Origin of the sequence: Mesorhizobium sp. B2-4-13 (genome assembly GCF_006658535.1) — a bacterium.
Classification (GTDB): domain Bacteria; phylum Pseudomonadota; class Alphaproteobacteria; order Rhizobiales; family Rhizobiaceae; genus Mesorhizobium; species Mesorhizobium australicum.
The window spans coordinates 63,514-80,544 of the sequence record NZ_VFVB01000001.1; the positions used below are offsets into that span (position 1 = coordinate 63,514).

The 17,031-nt window shown below is 63.7% G+C and carries 15 protein-coding genes; 6 read left to right on the plus strand and 9 right to left on the minus strand.

The annotated features are described in order from the left end of the window. Nucleotides 1–2 precede the first annotated feature (2 nt). The 5 genes from FJ936_RS00375 to FJ936_RS00395 form a co-directional block, all read right to left on the minus strand. The gene (locus FJ936_RS00375; protein ID WP_141905989.1) at nt 3–1,049 is read right to left on the minus strand and encodes an NAD(P)-dependent alcohol dehydrogenase; all 1,047 of its coding nucleotides are present in this window, start codon (nt 1,047–1,049) and stop codon (nt 3–5) included. A gap of 15 nt (nt 1,050–1,064) precedes the next feature. Beyond that, entirely contained in the window at nt 1,065–1,877 is an 813-nt protein-coding gene (locus FJ936_RS00380) for a carbohydrate ABC transporter permease (protein WP_141905990.1), read from the minus strand. Then, a complete protein-coding gene (locus tag FJ936_RS00385; protein WP_141905991.1) occupies nt 1,874–2,740 on the minus strand; it encodes a sugar ABC transporter permease in 867 nt (288 codons plus the stop codon). Before FJ936_RS00385 ends, FJ936_RS00380 begins: the two co-directional genes overlap by 4 nt. A 118-nt stretch (nt 2,741–2,858) precedes the next feature. Beyond that, nucleotides 2,859–4,130: an extracellular solute-binding protein gene (locus FJ936_RS00390; RefSeq protein ID WP_140790002.1), complete on the minus strand. Its 1,272-nt coding sequence runs from the start codon at nt 4,128–4,130 to the stop codon at nt 2,859–2,861. Nucleotides 4,131–4,372: 242 nt separating this feature from the next. Next, on the minus strand, nt 4,373–5,290 hold the full coding sequence (locus tag FJ936_RS00395) for an AraC family transcriptional regulator (protein ID WP_015314478.1): 918 nt from the start codon (nt 5,288–5,290) through the stop codon (nt 4,373–4,375). Nucleotides 5,291–5,530: 240 nt separating this feature from the next. On the opposite strand from FJ936_RS00395, the gene FJ936_RS00400 reads away from it, so the two are divergent. Continuing rightward, nucleotides 5,531–6,934 (plus strand): MATE family efflux transporter, encoded by a 1,404-nt coding sequence (locus tag FJ936_RS00400; RefSeq protein WP_140824222.1) that lies wholly within the window; start codon nt 5,531–5,533, stop codon nt 6,932–6,934. Between the two features lie 174 nt (nt 6,935–7,108). Beyond that, nucleotides 7,109–8,026: an NADP-dependent oxidoreductase gene (locus tag FJ936_RS00405; protein ID WP_015314476.1), complete on the plus strand. Its 918-nt coding sequence runs from the start codon at nt 7,109–7,111 to the stop codon at nt 8,024–8,026. 147 nt (nt 8,027–8,173) lie between these two features. Here the strand turns inward: FJ936_RS00405 and FJ936_RS00410 are convergent, their stop codons facing one another. The 4 genes from FJ936_RS00410 to speB form a co-directional block, all read right to left on the minus strand. Beyond that, nucleotides 8,174–8,821: an amino acid ABC transporter permease gene (locus FJ936_RS00410; RefSeq protein WP_141905992.1), complete on the minus strand. Its 648-nt coding sequence runs from the start codon at nt 8,819–8,821 to the stop codon at nt 8,174–8,176. After that, on the minus strand, nt 8,818–9,474 hold the full coding sequence (locus tag FJ936_RS00415) for an amino acid ABC transporter permease (protein ID WP_140615284.1): 657 nt from the start codon (nt 9,472–9,474) through the stop codon (nt 8,818–8,820). The genes FJ936_RS00410 and FJ936_RS00415 overlap by 4 nt, the downstream gene beginning before the upstream one ends. Nucleotides 9,475–9,480: 6 nt before the next feature. Then, the gene (locus FJ936_RS00420; RefSeq protein WP_181763082.1) at nt 9,481–10,284 is read right to left on the minus strand and encodes a transporter substrate-binding domain-containing protein; all 804 of its coding nucleotides are present in this window, start codon (nt 10,282–10,284) and stop codon (nt 9,481–9,483) included. A 68-nt stretch (nt 10,285–10,352) separates the two neighbouring features. Beyond that, a complete protein-coding gene (gene speB, locus FJ936_RS00425) occupies nt 10,353–11,414 on the minus strand; it encodes an agmatinase (protein ID WP_140711757.1) in 1,062 nt (353 codons plus the stop codon). A gap of 210 nt (nt 11,415–11,624) precedes the next feature. Between speB and gcvA the strand changes: the two genes are divergently transcribed. The 4 genes from gcvA (at nt 11,625) to FJ936_RS00445 (ending at nt 16,930) form a co-directional block, all read left to right on the plus strand. Further along, nucleotides 11,625–12,596, plus strand: a complete 972-nt coding sequence (gcvA, locus tag FJ936_RS00430) for a transcriptional regulator GcvA (RefSeq protein WP_140789987.1) — start codon at nt 11,625–11,627, stop codon at nt 12,594–12,596. A gap of 118 nt (nt 12,597–12,714) precedes the next feature. After that, nucleotides 12,715–14,019, plus strand: a complete 1,305-nt coding sequence (gene pncB, locus FJ936_RS00435) for a nicotinate phosphoribosyltransferase (protein ID WP_140711753.1) — start codon at nt 12,715–12,717, stop codon at nt 14,017–14,019. Between the two features lie 77 nt (nt 14,020–14,096). Next, entirely contained in the window at nt 14,097–15,467 is a 1,371-nt protein-coding gene (locus FJ936_RS00440) for a hypothetical protein (RefSeq protein WP_246680389.1), read from the plus strand. A gap of 158 nt (nt 15,468–15,625) precedes the next feature. Further along, nucleotides 15,626–16,930: an ABC transporter substrate-binding protein gene (locus tag FJ936_RS00445; protein ID WP_140789983.1), complete on the plus strand. Its 1,305-nt coding sequence runs from the start codon at nt 15,626–15,628 to the stop codon at nt 16,928–16,930. The last annotated feature ends 101 nt before the right edge of the window (nt 16,931–17,031 follow it).

Sequence of the window (17,031 nt, forward strand, 5' to 3'; positions counted from 1 at the left end):
GGTCAGCCCTTTTCGCCTGTAAGCAGGATCTGCAGCTTGACGTCCTGCGGGTTGCCTTCGGCGGCTCGTTCGAACGCCTTGATGCTGTCGGCGAAATCATAGGTGCCGGTGATCAGCGGCTTGAGATCGACCTTGCCGGAGGCAATGAGCTGCAGGGCGCGGTCGAAAATGTTGGCATAGCGGAACACCGTCTCGATGCGCACTTCCTTCGAGATCGCCGCCGGTACGTTGAGGGCCACCGGCTCCACCGGCAGCCCGACCAGCACCACCGCGCCACCTGGCCGCACAACATCGAACAGGTCGGCGAAGGCCTTGGGGCTCCCGCTCGCCTCGAAGACGATGTCGGCGCCCCAATTGTCGGTCGCGGCCGCGACGGCGTCGACCAGCGACTGTTCGCCGATATTGACCGGCACGATGCCGGCATATTGCGCTGCGATCTTCAGCTTGGGCGCGGAAAAGTCGGAAATCAGCACTTTCGAACAGCCGCCGGCAAGGGCGGCAAGCGCGATCATGATGCCGATCGGGCCGCAGCCGACGACGACGGCGACATCGCCCGGAACGATGCGGGCACGGCTTGCCGCCTGCATGCCGATGGCGAAGGGCTCGACCATGGCGCCCTCGGCGAAGGAGACATTGTCGGGCAGCCTGTAGGTGAAAGCCGCCGGGTGCACGGCAAAGGGAGCAAGAATGCCGTGCACCGGCGGCGTCGCCCAGAAAGTGACGTCCGGGTCGACATTGTAGATCCCGAGTTTTGTCGCGCGCGACGACAGGTTCGGCACGCCGGGCTCCATGCAGACGCGGTCGCCGACCTTCAGACTCCTGACATTGGCGCCGACCTCGACGATTGTGCCGGCGGCTTCGTGGCCGAGCACCATCGGCGCCCGCACGACATAGCTGCCGATGGCGCCATGCGTATAATAGTGCACGTCGCTGCCGCAGACGCCGACCGTGTGGATGGCGATCCTGACGTCGTCGGGTCCGACATCGAGCGGCAACGCGATCTCGCGCAGCGACAGTTCGCCTTTTTTCTCAAGTACCAAAGCCCGCATCGGTTCGTCCTCACTTCAAGTCTTTTTTTGCCGGAAAACGGAATTCAGGAAACCGCTGAGAACGCCGAGGAAAAGCAGCGGCGGCAGCGACAGGAGCACGACCGAGGCGTTCAAAATCCCCCACGGCACGTTCATGCCTTGCTGGGAGAGTTCGGAGGCGACGATCGGCAAGGTCTTGGCATTGGAACTCGACAGCATCAGCGCGATCAGGAACTCGTTCCAGACCAGCACGAAGCTGAAGGCAATCGCGCCGATCAGCGAACGGGCAGCCACGGGCAGCGCGATCCGCCAGAACACCGCGTAAGCGCCGTACCCGTCAACGAAGGCGGCTTCCTCGATTTCCTTCGGCACGGCCTGGAAGGCTGGAATGGCCAGCCACATGATCACCGAGATGGTGAGCAGGGAATAGGTGACGATCAAAGCCGGCAAAGTGTCGTAGAGGCCGAGCTGCAGCCAGATCACCATCAGCGGGATCGCCACCGCCACCGGCGGCAGGAAACGCAGCGACAGCACGAAGAACTGGATATCGCCGGCCCAGCGGTTGGGATAGCGCGCCACCGCGTAGGCCGCGGGCAGGCCAAGCACGACGCCGATCAGCACGGCCGTGCCGCAGGCGACGACCGAATTGTAGAGGCCGGTGATGACGCTGTCGCGGCCAAGGATATAGCTGATATTGGCTAGCGTCGGCGTGAACACGAGGCGGGGAACGCGGGTGATGATGTCGACGCTGTTCTTCAGCGAATTGAGCGCCGTCCACAGCAGCGGGAATACGGCGAGGAAGCCGGCGAAGGCCAGGATGGCTCTGGCGATGACGCGGCCGGGCCTCATGCCTGCACCCGCTTCCACAGCATCGTGAAGGTGATGACGGTGGCGATCATCATCAGCACGGCCATCGCCGAGGCGTAGGAGACCTTGCCGGACTCGATGAAGCCTTGCGAGAAGGCGTACATGTCGAGCGTTTCGGTTGCCACGCCGGGGCCGCCGCGGGTCATCACGTAGATCAGGTCGAAGGAGCGCAGCGACTCGATCATCTTGACGAACATCAGGCTGATCAGCGGCGCCTTCAGCATCGGCAAGGTGACGTAGGCGTGGATCTGCCAGCGCCGGGCGTGGTCGAGTCGGGCCGCCTCGATCGGCTGCGGCGGCAACGTCTCCAGCAGCTTGAGCACGATGACGGCGAAGAACAGGCCCCACTGCCAGACATCGACCGAGGCGACGGCGAACAGCGCCGTCGAAGGCTTGGACAGCGGATCAAAGATCAGCCCGCCGGTGAGCAGCCGGTAGGGGTAGGTGGCGATGCCGTAGAGTGGATGATAGGCGAACTTCCAGACGAAGGCCGCCGAGACGCGCGGCAGCAGCACCGGGATGATGAACAGCAGGCAGTAGAGATTGCGCAGGCGCGGCGAGGCGGCCTCGAACATCAGCACGCCGAGCCCGATCGCCACCACCATCGTTGCCACGACGGTGACCACCTCCCACTTCACCGACACCCAGACGGCGTTGAGGAAGCGGCGGTCGGAGAATAGATCAAAGAAGTTCGAGAACCAGACCCAGGAATAGGCCGTCGAGCTCAGCTCGCGGTTCTGCAGGGCGATGATGATCGCGTAGAGCGTCGGCACCATCGACAGGATCAGCAGAATGACCAGCGTCGGCACGACAAAGGTGACCGGCAGGGATGAACGTCGAGGCATTGGTCTCAGGCCTTGCTGTGTCTCTGATATCTGGACATGACGGGCAGGCCCTCCTGCGACGCACAGGTTCCGGCGGTCCCGAGACTGCCGCGAACCGCGCGCCGCAAGAGGGAGGGACCTACTTCTTCACCAGCTCATTGGCATAGGCCTCGAGCTCGTTGAGGCTGCCCTTGACGTCGGTGCGCGTGCCGGCGATCAATTCCTCGAGGATGATGCCCCAGCGGTCGCCGAGATCCGGCCAGCGTGGATCCTGCCAGAAGTTTACCGCCGTCACCTTGCCTGTTTCGGCAAGCGCCTGGCCGAGATCGGCGCCGTAGATATCGGCGAACTCCTTGCTGGACAGGATGCTGGTGCGGTTCAGCTCACCGAACTGGTGGGCGTCGAGCCGGCGCTTCTCGTTTTCCTTCGACGTTGCCCAGGCGATGAACAGGCCGGCGCATGTCTTCGAAGCGTCGTCGGCATTGGCCTTCGCCGCGATGGCGAGGCCATGGCCGTAACCGCCGCCGGGAAGTGGCGAGGGCGGCGGCAGGAAGCCGATCTTGCCGACCACTTGCGAGGTTTTCGGATCGACCGCCATGCCCGAAAGCGGCGTCGATTCGACGAGGATCGCGACCTGGCCCGACAGGAAGGCGCCGGTCGATTCGTCCCAGCTGCCGGTCTGCGTGCCGGGTGCCGAATCCTTGAACAGCTTCAAATAGGTCTCGGTTGCCTTGACCGCGGCCTCGGAATTGAAGGCCGGCTTGTCGCCGTCGAACCACTTGCCGCCATAGGCCTTGAAGAACGGCATCCAGCGCCAGACATTGGCGCCCGAGCCGCGTGCGCCGCGCAACGCGATGCCATACATGCCCTTGTCGGCATTGGTCAGCTTCGGCACGTCGGCGATCAGCTCGTCCAGCGTCTTGGGCGGCTGGATGCCGGCGGCCTCCAGCACGTCCTTGCGGTAGACCATCAGGTCGCCGCCGCCGGTTAGCGGCGCGAACCAGACCTTGCCGTCATAGGTGGCGACCTTCTGGCGGCCCGGGTCGAAGTCGGCATAGTCGTAGTCAGCCGGGTAAAAATCGGTGAGCGGCACGATCCACTTCGACGAGGCGAAAAGCGCCACATTCGCTTCATCGACATAGTAGACGTTGTAGTTGCCGACTGTGGACGCGTCCGCGCGCGACTTGGCGCGGCGATCGTTCTCATTGAGATAATCGATCTTGAAGCTCGCGCCGGAGAGCTTCTCGAACTCGGCCTTTGAGTCCTCCAGAAGCGTCAGGCCGTCGCGTGGCTGCGCCAGCACCTTGACCGGTGCCGAACAGACCGGCGCCTGCGCCAGGGCTAGGGTTGAAACGGTAGCGGAAAGCACGAAAGCTGCGCCAAGGCTGGCAGCGAGCCGAACTGGTTTCATGATCTTTTTCTCCTCCAGGAATACGTCGCAGGAAACGCAGGTCATCGGGTTGCGCGATCCTCACCATCGCCCGGACGACATGCCACCCGTCGCCAAAATGCGCAGTTGCGATGGGCCAAGCTAGAAGCCCCGTTGCAGCAGACCTGTACTTTTATGCATTGTGCAGCGCAAAAAACGGCACCCACATAGGGGACGCGTCACACGAGTATCGATCTGGTCCAAAAGGGTGATTCAGGATGCGCTTATGCGCGCATCGCCAGACGCTGCCGCGACAGCTTGCGATAGGATGACGGCGTCATCTTGTGCTTGCGCAGGAACGCGCGGTTGAAGTTGGAGATGTTCATGTAGCCGACCTGGAAACAGATGTCGGTGATCGGCACATCGGTATCAGCCAGGAGCTTGCACGCCTGCCACAGCCTGAGCTTGGCAAGATGGTCGCTGAAGGAATTGCCGGTGTTCTTCTGGAAGAACCGCGAGAAGGTGCTTTCGCTCATGCCGGCCAGCTCGGCCACGTCAGGCAGCTTCAGATCCTCCGCGAAATGCTGGAACAGATAGGTCAGCGTGCGCTGGATGATGTCGAGCGAGGCGGCATCGAGAACCGGCTGGAAGTTCGGTGACGACAACAGCTCATACTCATCGGTCCGGGCCAGCAGGTCGACCAGTTCGAGGAACAGGCAGAACCGGGCCAGCCCATGCACCGTACCCATCCGCTCCATCAGCGCGGCGCCTTCAAGCGCGGTCCCGCCGTGGAAGACCATGCCGCGCAGCGACCGTTCCAGGAACGGCTCCAGTTCGCGCAATTCCGGCAGCATGTCAGCCGATCCTCGCAGCCGCTCGGCATCGAATTGCAGCACGATGTCGCGACCCTCGATCAATTCGCCTGGCTGCACCGCGGTGACCCAGTCATGCGGCAGGCCGCCACCGACGATGGTGAGGTAGCCCGGCCCGAACTCGCCAATATGGTCGCCGACCAGGACCACGCCGGAGGATTTCCGCAGCAGGTGGATCTCGTATTCCGGATGGAAGTTCCAGACGTTGCGCTCCCAGGGATAGTCGTCCAGCCGCCACAGGAAACTGTCGCTCGCCTCGGTGACGATATGCTCGAAGGAAGGCGCCGTGCGCGGGATCGCCGCCGTGTTCTTTCTGCGTCTGAACGCCATCCTGCCTCCCATATTCGCCCGCCGCCGACGTTTTAATCCGGAGCAGCCCGGGCCGGCAAGGGAACGAGGCGACGCCTCCCGGCAATGGCGCTGGCTCAATCTGTTCTCGCGCCCCTCCCTTGCCTTCATGTCGCATTTCGTTCAAGAGACGGCGCAAACGCGCGAAACCGAAGGTTTTGCCGTTTGCAATGCGGCTTCCGGCTCTTTGCCGACGCGCCGCAACCTTGAAAGAGCAGGACAATGTCCGCGATCGAAGCCGGCGCTCGCGCGCCGGAAAATCTTTGGCGTCAGGAAATCAGGGCGACGCTGGCGCTGGCCTGGCCGATGGTGCTGACCAATCTCGGCCAGACGGCGATGACCGCCACTGACGTCATGATGATGGGCCGCCTCGGCGCGGACACGCTGGCCAGCGGCGCGCTCGGCGCCAACCTGTATTTCATGCCGCTGATCTTCGGCCTCGGCCTGATGCTGGCGACCTCGCCGATGATCGCCACCGAGCTTGGCCGCCGCCGCTATTCCGTACGTGACCTGCGCCGCACCGTGCGCCAGGGCCTGTGGTTGGCGATCCTGATCTCGGTCCCGATCTGGCTCGTGCTGTGGCACGGCGAGGCCATCCTGCTGGCCATGGGCCAAGAGCCGGCGCTGGCGCGCCAGGCCGGCATTTACCTGCGCTGGCTGGAGTGGGCGGTGCTGCCCTTCTACGGCTACATCGTGCTGCGCTCGTTCATCTCGGCGCTGGAGCGGCCGGGCTGGGCGCTGGTCATCGTCTTCGTCGCCGTGGCCTTCAACGTGTTCGCCAACTGGGTGTTCATGTTCGGCAATCTCGGTGTTCCGGCCATGGGCATCGCCGGCTCGGGCCTTGCGACCTCGCTGTCCTCAACGCTGATGTTCGCCGGCATGGCTGTCGTGGTGATGTGGGAGAAAAAATTCCGGCGCTATCACCTGTTCGGCCGCTTCTGGCGATCCGACTGGCCGCGCTTCAAGGGCCTGCTGCGGCTCGGCCTGCCGATCGCCGGCATCCTTGCCTTCGAGGTGACGATCTTCAATGCCGCCGCCCTGCTGATGGGCCTGATCGACGCGGATTCGCTGGCCGCGCACGCCATCGCCATCCAGATCGCCTCGATTTCCTTCATGGTGCCGCTCGGCCTCAACCAAGCGGTGACGGTGCGGGTCGGGCTCGCCCACGGCGCCGGCAATCCCGAAGGTGTGTCGCGTGCCGGCTGGACCGCCTTCGTCATCGGCGTTTCTTTCATGGCGCTGATGGGGCTGGTGATGGTGCTTTGGCCGCATCTCCTGATCAGCGCCTTCATCGACCTTGGCAATCCCGCCAATGCCAGGGTGATCGCGCTAGCCGGTTCGTTCCTGGTTTTCGCCGCCCTGTTCCAGGTCTTCGACGGCGCGCAGGCGGTTGCCGCCGGCATGCTGCGCGGCCTGCACGACACCAAGGTCCCGATGATCTATGCCGCGATCGGCTATTGGGGCGTCGGCCTGCCGCTCGGCGTGCTGCTCGCCTTCCATTTCGGCTTCCACGGCGTCGGCATCTGGATCGGCCTGTCTTCGGGGCTGGCCGTGGTGGCAGCGCTGCTTCTTGCCCGCTGGCTGCGCCGCGACCGCATCGTGCCGTCAGGCGCGTTCGGACATTGAACCCGGTGGCCGGTTGCCAGCCTTCCGGCATGTCCTAACATTGCCGCCCATTAAAACGACGCCTTCAGACCGGACCACGGACGCCCGCTAAGAGAAGGCCCTGGCATAAGATATTGAACGGTTCCCAAGCGGCAAACGTTTCCACCAAGAGACAAATGACCGAGGAGAATTATCATGAAGGCAATTGTGGTGACGGACCAGGCTGCGGGAACGGCCGGGATGAAGCTGGTGGAGCGGCCTGAGCCGCAGCCAGCGATAAACGATGTCGTCGTTCAGGTTCATGCTTCGGGATTCGTCCCGACCGAGCTGGCATGGCCCTCAACCTGGACCGACCGCCGCGGCCTTGACCGAACACCGTCGATCCTTGGGCACGAGCTGGCCGGAGTTGTCATCGCACTCGGGTACGGCACAACGGGACTGTCGGTAGGTCAGAGAGTATTCGGCCTCGCCGACTGGCATCGCGACGGCACGCTCGCGGAGTATGTAGCCATGGAAGCACGCAACCTCGCGCCGCTGCCGGGCGACGTCGACTTCACGGTGGGCGCAAGCCTGCCGATCTCGGGTCTCACCGCGTGGCAGGGACTCTTCCAGCATGGCCGCCTTCAGGCGGGGCAGAGCGTCCTCGCGCACGGTGCGGCCGGCGCGGTCGGGTCGATGGTGACGCAACTTGCACGAGAGGCGGGCGCCTACGTCATCGGCACCGGACGCGCCGCCGACCGTCAGACGGTGCTCGACTTTGGGGCGAATGAGTTCGTCGACCTCGAGAACGACGCCCTCGAAGACGTGGGCGAAGTCGCTCTCGTGTTCGATGTGATCGGCGGGGAAATCGGGAAGCGCTCCGCCGGCCTGATTCGAGCCGGAGGAACACTGGTGTCCGTCGTCGGATCGACAGAGGCGCGGCCTGCCGACGGCCTGGCGGTTGACTTCGTTGTCGAGTCCGATCGTGCCCAACTGAGCGAGATCGTCCAGCGGGTGCGGGACGGACGACTGCGGACGAACATCGGCAACGTTTCGACCCTCAACGATGCCGTCGCCGCCTTCAACCCTACCGGGCGACGCACTGGGAAGACGATCATCCGCGTTCGTCCGTGAGGATTTGGAAACGGCGAGGGGCAAGGGTCCTCTTCGGTCGAAAGCTGAGCATCCAACAGATCAAATGACCTTCAAGAGGCGTTCGAACGCTAGGCACCGGGAGTTTGCGGCCGCCGTCGATGTTGGCCAGCGCAACATGCTCTCGGCTCAGCGAGCCGCCGCTCGTTGTTCGAGCCGCCGCGCATACTGCGTCAGCGGGAAGCACATGGCGAAGAAGATCAGCGCCACCAGCCCATAGACCTTGAACGGCTCGAAGGTGGCGTTGTTGATGGCGTTGGAGGTCCGCACCAGCTCCTCGAAGCCGATGATCGAGGTCAGCGCGGTCGACTTGATCAACTGCACCAGGAAACCGACCGTCGGCGCGCGGGTGATCGCGAACGCCTGCGGCAGGATGATCAGCCTGAGCCCCTGCAGATAGTGCAGGCCGAGGCTGGCGCCGGCATCCCATTGGCCCAATGGCAGCGCATCGACGCCAGAGCGCCAGATTTCGGCCAGATAGGCGCTGGCGAAGAAGGTGAGGCCGAGCACCGCCGCCGTCCACGGCTCGATGCGCAGGCCAAGCATGGGCAGGCCGAAGAACATCAGGAACAGCTGCATCAAGAGCGGCGTCCCCTGAAACAAGGCGATGTAGCCGGAGGCAACGCGCCGGCTCCATTTATTCTTGGCGATCCTCAGGAACAGCACCGCCATTCCGACCAGCGCGCCGCCGACAAACGCGGCCAGCGACAAAAGCACCGTCCAGCGGGCGGCAAGCAGAAGGTTGCGCACGATGTCCCACAACGTGAACTCGATCATGACACGCCAGCTCCGAGCGCGCGGCGGCCGCCTGCAACCAGCAGCCGCCGCAAGGCCATCGACATCAAGAGATAGACCAGCGTGACGACGAAATACGTCTCGAAAGAACGGAAAGTGCGCGCCTGCAGCATGTCGGCCTCATAGGTCAGCTCGCGCACCGCGATCTGCGACACCACGGCTGATTCCAGCATCATGATGACGATCTGGCTGGTCAGCGCGGGATAGATGATCTTGAGCGCCTGTGGCAGCACGATCTTGATGAACACCTGCCGTGGCCTCAGCCCGAGCGCCAGGGCCGCTTCCGTCTGCCCGTGCGGCACCGCGTCAAGGCCGGCGCCGACGATCTCGATCGTGTAGGCGGCCATGTTGAGCGTCATCGCCAGCATGGCGGCCAGGATCGGATCGAGCCTGATGCCGAGACTCGGCAGGCCGAAGAAGATAAAGAAGAGCTGCACCAGGAACGGCGTGTTGCGCATCACTTCGACATACCAGCCAATGGCCCTGCGCAGCAGCGCGGGGCCGCTTCGCCGCCCGGCGGCACCGAGGATGCTGAGCAGCGTGCCCGCAAGCGTGGTGACGGCGATCAAAAGGATCGTCGTCGCCGCGCCGTGCGCGATGTCGCCCACGGCACCTGGAAGCCAGCCGAAGGCCACGGCAACTCAATCCTTGAGGTTGTCGGGATTGAGCGGCGTCTTCAGCCAGGCCTTCGAGCTTTCGTCCAGCTTGCCGTCGGCCAGCATCTTGGCAATGGCGTCGTTGACCGCCTTCTTGAGGGCATCCTCATGCTTGTTGAGGCCGATATGCGAAGGCGAGGTCAGAAGCTGAAACTTCTGCTCCGGCTTCAGCGCATCCTGCTTGGCCAGCACCTGCGCGCCGACATCGTTGCCGACGACCATCAATTGGGTCTGGCCTGAGATGAAGGCCTGGATCACCGAATTGTAGTTGTCGAAACGCTTGATGTCCGCCGAGGCCGGTGCTGCTTCGGTGAGCGAGGTGTCTTCCAGCGTGCCGCGATTGACGGCGATCGACTTGCCGGCAAGATCTTCCTTGCCTTTGACTGGCATTGCCGCCGGACCGATCACCGCGATGTAATAGGGCGCGTAAGCAGCGGCGAAGTCGATGACCTGCTCGCGCTCTTTCGAGTAGCCGACGCTCATCAGGATGTCGACGCGATGGTCGTTCAAATAGGGGATGCGGTTCTGGCCGGTGACGGCAACGGTGTTGAGCTTCACCTTGAGCGTGTCGGCGATGTACTGCGCCACATCCATGTCATAGCCCTTGAGGCTCATGTCGGCACTGGCCGAGGAGAAAGGCGGGAAGTCGGCGAAGACGCCGACATTAATGGTGCCGGCCTTGGTGATGTCGACCAGCGCGTCGGCATTGGCGGCTTGCGTGGCGAAGCCGGCTAACCCCACGAGCAGAACGGCGGCGATGGATGATTTGCGGTGGATTGTCATTGTCATTCCCCTTCTGGAAGCTTTTGATTGTTTGGGTCGGCCGCCGGCTCCAGTGCGGCGGCCGCCTTTCTCTGTCAGGCCCCCTTGCCTGATACTGCCGGGCTGAACACCATCAGGCTCAGGATCTCGAACAGCACCTGCGCGCCGGCGTGCGCCGTGTTGGTGGTGGCGTCATATTGCGGCGCCACCTCGACGACATCGCCACCGACAATGTTGAGACCCTTGAGGCCGCGCAGCAGTTCGAGCACTTCGCGCGTCGTCAGCCCGCCGACTTCCGGCGTGCCGGTGCCCGGTGCGAAGGCGGGATCGACGCTGTCGATGTCGAAGGACACATAGGTCGGGCCGTCACCGACTATTCTGCGCGCCTTCTCGATGATGGCGGGAATGCCGAGACCGGTCACTTCCTCGGCATGGACCACGGTCATCCCGGACTCGTAGGTGAATTCCCACAGATATTCGGCCGAGCCGCGGATGCCGATCTGGATGGTGCGCGTCGGATCGAGCACGCCGTCCAGCACCGCGTTGCGGAACGGGCCCCCATGGTGGAATTTGGTCAGGTCGAACAGGCCGCTGGTGTCGCAATGGGCGTCGATGTGGATCAGGCCGACCGGCGCCTTCTTGCCGACCGCCTTCAGGATCGGGTGGGTGATCGAATGGTCGCCGCCGACCGACAACGGGATGACCCCGGCGTCGACGATCTGGTTGATGCGCCGCTCGATATCCTCATGGCTGGTCTCCAGCCGGTAGCGGCTCTGGAACGGAACGTCGCCGATGTCGGCGACCCTGAGTTCATGCGTGGGCGCGCATTCCAGCACATGATTGTAGGGGCCGATGCGCTCGATCGCCCGCAAGGCGCGCGGCCCGAAGCGCGAGCCCGGCCGGTTGGTGACGCCGAGATCCATCGGCACGCCTGTTATCGCCACCTGCAGGTCGCCGAAGTCCGGATTGTCCGCTGCGATTTCGCGGTAGGGCGCGGCAAGGAAGGTCGGGATGCCGGAATAGGGCGCCAGCCGCGTGCCGCTCTTGGAAAAGATCTTGTCGGCGACCTTGCGAAATTTCGGGTCGAACATCTCGCCGCCATGGCTCTCGCCATATTTGCGACGCAGCGCATCGAGCTTGCCGCGATCGTATCCCATATCCGCTCCTCCTCGGCTGACGCAGTAGTGCCGGCGGTGACCTCGGGCGAACCGACCGTCATCCGGCCGGGCCGTTGTCCGGCTGGCAGTCTGCAGATTTCACGTCTTGATGTTGTTCCGGATCAAAGTGTCCGGCAGCCGCTTTGAAAAAGCAATTGATATTGTTAGGGTGTTTCCTGTGAGAAAATCTCACAATAAAGCCGAGCATCCATGGCCAAGCGCCTGCCACCTCTCAACCCGCTGCGCGCCTTCGAGGCCACGGCCCGCCATGCCTCGCTGACCAAGGCGGCGAGCGAACTGAATGTCACGCACGGCGCCATCAGCCATCAGATCAAGGCGCTGGAGCAATCGCTTGGCGTCAAGCTGTTCGAGCGCGTCGGCCAGCGGGTCAAGCTGACCCCGCACGGCGCCGAACTTTTGCCGGCGGTATCGGTCGCCTTCGACGGTATCGCCGCCGCCACCCAACGGCTGACGCGGCCGGCAAGCAGCGGCGCGCTGTCGGTGTCCTGCGTGCCTGCGTTGCTGCTCTTGTGGATGACGCCGAGGCTGGGCAGCTTCACCGCGCAATATCCCGACATCCAGCTGAAGCTCATTCCCTCCAACGATCCCAGGGATATCCGGGCGCCGCATATCGATGTCTGCGTGCATTATGGCGATGGCAGCTGGGCCGATTGCTGGATGCGCAAATGGTCGGGGCTGGAGCTGTTCCCGGTGGTCAGCCCGACGCTGATCAACAACCGGCCGATCCGCAATGTTCGCGACCTCGCCGACCATGTCTTGCTGCATGGCGACGATGGCCGCGAGTGGCACACCTGGCTGGCCGCCGCCGACGCGCTGGACCTGGAGCGCGGCCGTCGCCATCATCTCGGCGATGCACGCATGACGGCGGAAGCCGCCGTCCATGGCCACGGCGTGGCGCTGGGCGACTCGGTGACGGCAAGCGCCCTGCTGGCCAGGGGCATGCTGGTCGCGCCGTTCAGTCTGTCAGTGCCGGCGGTCGACGATTTCTATGTCGTTTGCCGCAACGAAATGCGGGGGACGCCGATCGTGCAGGTGTTCATCGACTGGCTGTTTGCCGAGAAGGCCGGGGATGACGGCCGCGCCGACGCCCCGGTTGCGGGCCGCCTCGTCACCCGCCGCAAACGTCCCGCGCTCAAGGTGATGGGCGGCAAACCCACATAGCCGCATGCAGGGCTTTCTTTTTGTCGGGCCAGCCTGAAAGCGGGCAGCGTTTTTGCCAATTCGATGCTATGAGGCCTGTCGCGATTGTGGGTGGCAGGCAGCGAAGGCGGCAGCAAGCATGGCAAAGACCGATATTGCGCGGCGTGTCTATAACCACACCTGGAAGCTCGACCCGATCGTGCGCAGCCTGCTCGACACCGACTTCTACAAGCTTTTGATGCTGCAGATGATCTGGGGCATGTACCCCAAGGTCGACACCACCTTCTCGCTGATCAATCGGACGACTTCGGTCCGCCTCGCCGACGAGATCGATGAAGGCGAGCTGCGCGAACAGCTCGACCATGCCCGCACCTTGCGCTTCTCCAAGAAGGAAATGATCTGGCTGGCCGGCAACAATTTCTACGGCCGCAAGCAGATTTTCGAGCCGGAATTCCTCGCCTGGCTGGAAGGCTTCCGGCTGCCCGACTATGAGCTTTCCAAGCGTGACGGCCAGTACGAGCTCTCCTTCTCCGGCCCCTGGATGTACACCACGCTTTGGGAGATCCCCGCGCTCGCCATCATCAATGAATTGCGTTCGCGTGCCGCTTTGCGATCGTTCGGGCCTTTTACGCTCGACGTGCTCTATGCCCGCGCCAAGGCCAAGATGTGGGCCAAGACCGAACGGCTGAAGGCGCTGCCCGGCATCCGCATCTCGGATTTCGGTACCCGCCGGCGCCATTCCTTCCTGTGGCAGCGCTGGTGCGTCGAGGCGCTCAAGGAAGGCATCGGCGAGGCTTTCACCGGCACCTCCAACGTGCTGCTGGCCATGGACAATGATCTCGAAGCGCTGGGCACCAACGCGCATGAACTGCCGATGGTGTTTGCCGCCCTTGCCAATTCGGAAAAAGAGCTGAAGCAGTCGCCCTACAAGGTGTTGCAGGACTGGCAGCGCTACTATGGCGGCAATCTCTTGATCGTGCTGCCCGATGCCTTCGGTACCGCCTCGTTCCTGCGCGACGCGCCGGACTGGGTCGCCGACTGGACCGGCTTCCGCCCCGACAGCGCGCCGCCGATCGAAGGTGGCGAAAAAATCATCGACTGGTGGCGCGAGAAGGGCAAGGACCCCAGGCAGAAGCTGCTGATCTTCTCCGACGGGCTTGAGGTCGAGACCATCGAGGAGACCTACCGTCATTTCAAGGGCAAGGTGCGCATGTCCTTCGGCTGGGGCACCAACCTGACCAACGACTTCGAAGGCTGCGCGCCGACCGAGACCAACAGCCTCGACGCCATATCGTTGGTCTGCAAGGTCACCGAGGCCAATGGCCGGCCGGCGGTCAAGCTTTCCGACAACCCGGCCAAGGCGACCGGCGATCTCAAGGAGATCGAGCGGTATTTGAGGATATTTGGGCAGAAGGATCGCGTGGAGCAACTGGTCAAGGTTTGAGGGTGGTCGGGCTCTTGGACAGTTCGAGTTCTGTCGTAGAACGCCTCCGTCTGCCGTTCGCCTTATGGTTCTCGGCCTTGTGGCTCGTCTCCCCCACTCTCGCCTTCGCCCACGCCTCCGACCGCGGCCACGTCCTGCTCCTTCCTACCGGCTATTATCTCGCCGGCGGCGCTTTCGCCGTGGCCGCCAGTTTCCTTGTCTTGGCATTGCTGCCGTCCGACACCCTCGACCGTTTCTGGCGCCGACGCCTGCCGCTATTCGCCTTCGGCGACAGCGTCCGCGCAGCCATCAGCCTGGCATCCTTTGCCGGCTTTGCAATTCTCCTCGCCGCCGGCTTCATCGGCAGCCGCGACCCGCTCTCCAACCCGCTGCCACTGGTGGTGTGGACGCTGCTATGGGCCGGCCTGACACTGCTGCAAGGCGTGTTCGGCGATATCTGGTCGTGGCTCAACCCCTGGTCCGGCCCGTGGCGGCTACTGTCGCGGCTGACCGGCGGAAGCGATGACGGGTTCAGGCAACTTCCGCAATGGCTCGGCTGCTGGCCGGCTGTCATGCTGTTTTTTGCCTTCGCCTGGTTCGAACTCGTCTATCCCGCTCCCGACGATCCGGCGCGGCTGGCCTTTGCCGCCGGCCTCTACTGGCTGTTCACCCTGCTGGCCATGCTGGTGTTCGGTTACGAAAAATGGAGCCGCAGCGGTGAATTCCTCGGCATCTTCTTTTCGGTGGTGGCGCGCTTCGCGCCGATCAAGCGCGGCGACAAAGGCCGTCTTGCGCTGTGCTGGCCGGGCGCCAAACTGCTCCGGGCCCAGCCGCTGCCCGCCAGCGGCATCGCCTTCCTGCTGCTCGCTTTGTCCTCGGTCTCCTTCGACGGCCTGTCGAAGACCTTCTCCTGGCTCGGCCTGTTCGGCATCAATCCGCTCGAGTTTCCGGGCCGCACGGCCGTGATCGGCAGCGGCACGCTTGGGCTCGTTATGACATTCGTGCTGCTCGCGGCGGTGTTCCTGCTTGCCGTCGTCCTCGGCCAGCGTCTTGCCCGCGGCGGCCAGCCTTTCGCCCAGGCAGCCGGCATGCTGGTGTGGTCGATCGTGCCGATCGCGCTCGCCTACCATGTCGCGCATTATCTGACGGCGCTGCTGGTCGACGGCCAATATGCGCTGGCCTCCCTGTCCGATCCCTTCGCGCTTGGCTGGAACCTGTTCGGCACCGCCGACATGCAGGTCGAGGCCGGCATCGTCGCCGGCGCGGTGTCGGCATGGTGGCTGTGGAATGTCCAGGCGGGCGCCATCATCCTTGGCCATGTGCTCGCCGTCCTCGTCGCGCACGGCTTTGCCTGGCGCCTGCATCCCCAGCCTGCCCGCGCCGCGCTCAGTCAGTTTCCGCTCACCGTGTTGATGATCGCCTACACCATTTTCGGTCTCTGGCTGCTTGCCACGCCGACAGTCGGATGAGACAAGCCATCTCCTGTGAGCCATGCCCCGAAGGAAAGCTCGCTTGCCAGGCCAAGCCTTTGGTGATTTAGTTTGTATACATGCAATTTTGCATCCTCTTGCCGAGGATGTTCGAGCCGCCTTATCGTTGGTCAAAACACAAAAACAGGGGAACGAACGTGACTGACAAGAACGGATTTTTCGATCTCTCCAAAACCACACTCACCCGCCGTACCACGCTGAAGGGCCTCGCCGCCGGCGCTGGCCTCGCCATGGCGCCCGGCTTCGTCCGCTACTCCCAGGCACAGAGTTCGGCGCCGATCAAGATCGGCTTCCAGTCGCACCGCACCGGCATTGGCGCCGCCTATGGCCGCTGGTACGAGAAGACGACCGCCGCTGCGATCAAGGCGATCAATGCCGCCGGCGGCATCAATGGCCGTCAGGTCGAGGTGATCATCGAGGATGACGGCACCGATCCCGGCCGCGGCGCCGAAGTGATCGGCAAGTTCGCCACCCAGCACAAGACCGACATCGTCTTCGGTACGCTGTTCTCGCATGTCGTCATCGGATCGGCGCCTGCCGCCGGCGAAAACAAGATGCCCTACTTCGTCGTCAGCGAAGGTCACCATGTCGCCTCGACCAAGCTCAACCGCTATGTCTTCCAGCCCGGCATCACCGACGTGAAGAGCCAGATCCAGTCGATGGCGCCATGGATCGCGGCCAATGCCGGCAAGAAGGTGACGCAGATATTCCCCGATTTCGCCTTCGGCTACGACCATCGCGACTACCTGCCGCCGGCGCTGAAGGCGCAAGGCGCCGAGGTGATCGCGCAGATCGCCATTCCGCCGACGGAATCGTCCTTCACCAAATACTTCCCGCAAATCCCGCCCGAGACCGAGGTGATCTACCACGTCATGGTCGGCCCGGCGGTGCTCACCTTCGTCAAGGAACTCGGCGAGTTCTACGGTTCCAACCGGCCGCAACTCTTCGGCTTCATCGATTCGCTGGAAGCCGTGGACATCAACAGCCCCGGCCTCGAATTCCTCGACGGCAGCCATTTCTGGGAAGGCTCGCCGCGCTACGCCCAGCCCGACGACACCGAAGCGCAGAAGGCCTATCGGGCCGCTGTCGGCATCGACGACAATGGCGCCGCCGTCGGCGACGCCAAGGATGTCTCCACCGCCGCGCACATGTTCGGCTGCTGGGAAACGCTCTACGTCGTCAAGAAGGCGATGGAAGACGCCGGCTACGAAGGGCCGGAAGACCGCGCCAAGCTGGTCGAGGCGACCGAGGCGCTGAAGGAATTCGCCGAAGGCCCGGAGCATCCGCAGGGGCCAAAAACCTTCAATGGCAAGATCCACCAGTGCTTTGGCATCCAGAACATCTCCAAGGTCGAGGGCGGCAAGCTGAAGGTCGTGCACAAGACCAAGATCGAGGACGGGCTTTACGAGGCCGAAGGGGATTACACGACGCAGGCGCTGTGAACTCATTCCAGCAGCCAACGTGAGCGCCAAGGCACCCCCCTCTGTCCTGCCGGACATCTCCCCCGCAAGATGGCCGGCAGGCCAGAGGGGGGTGCCTCGCG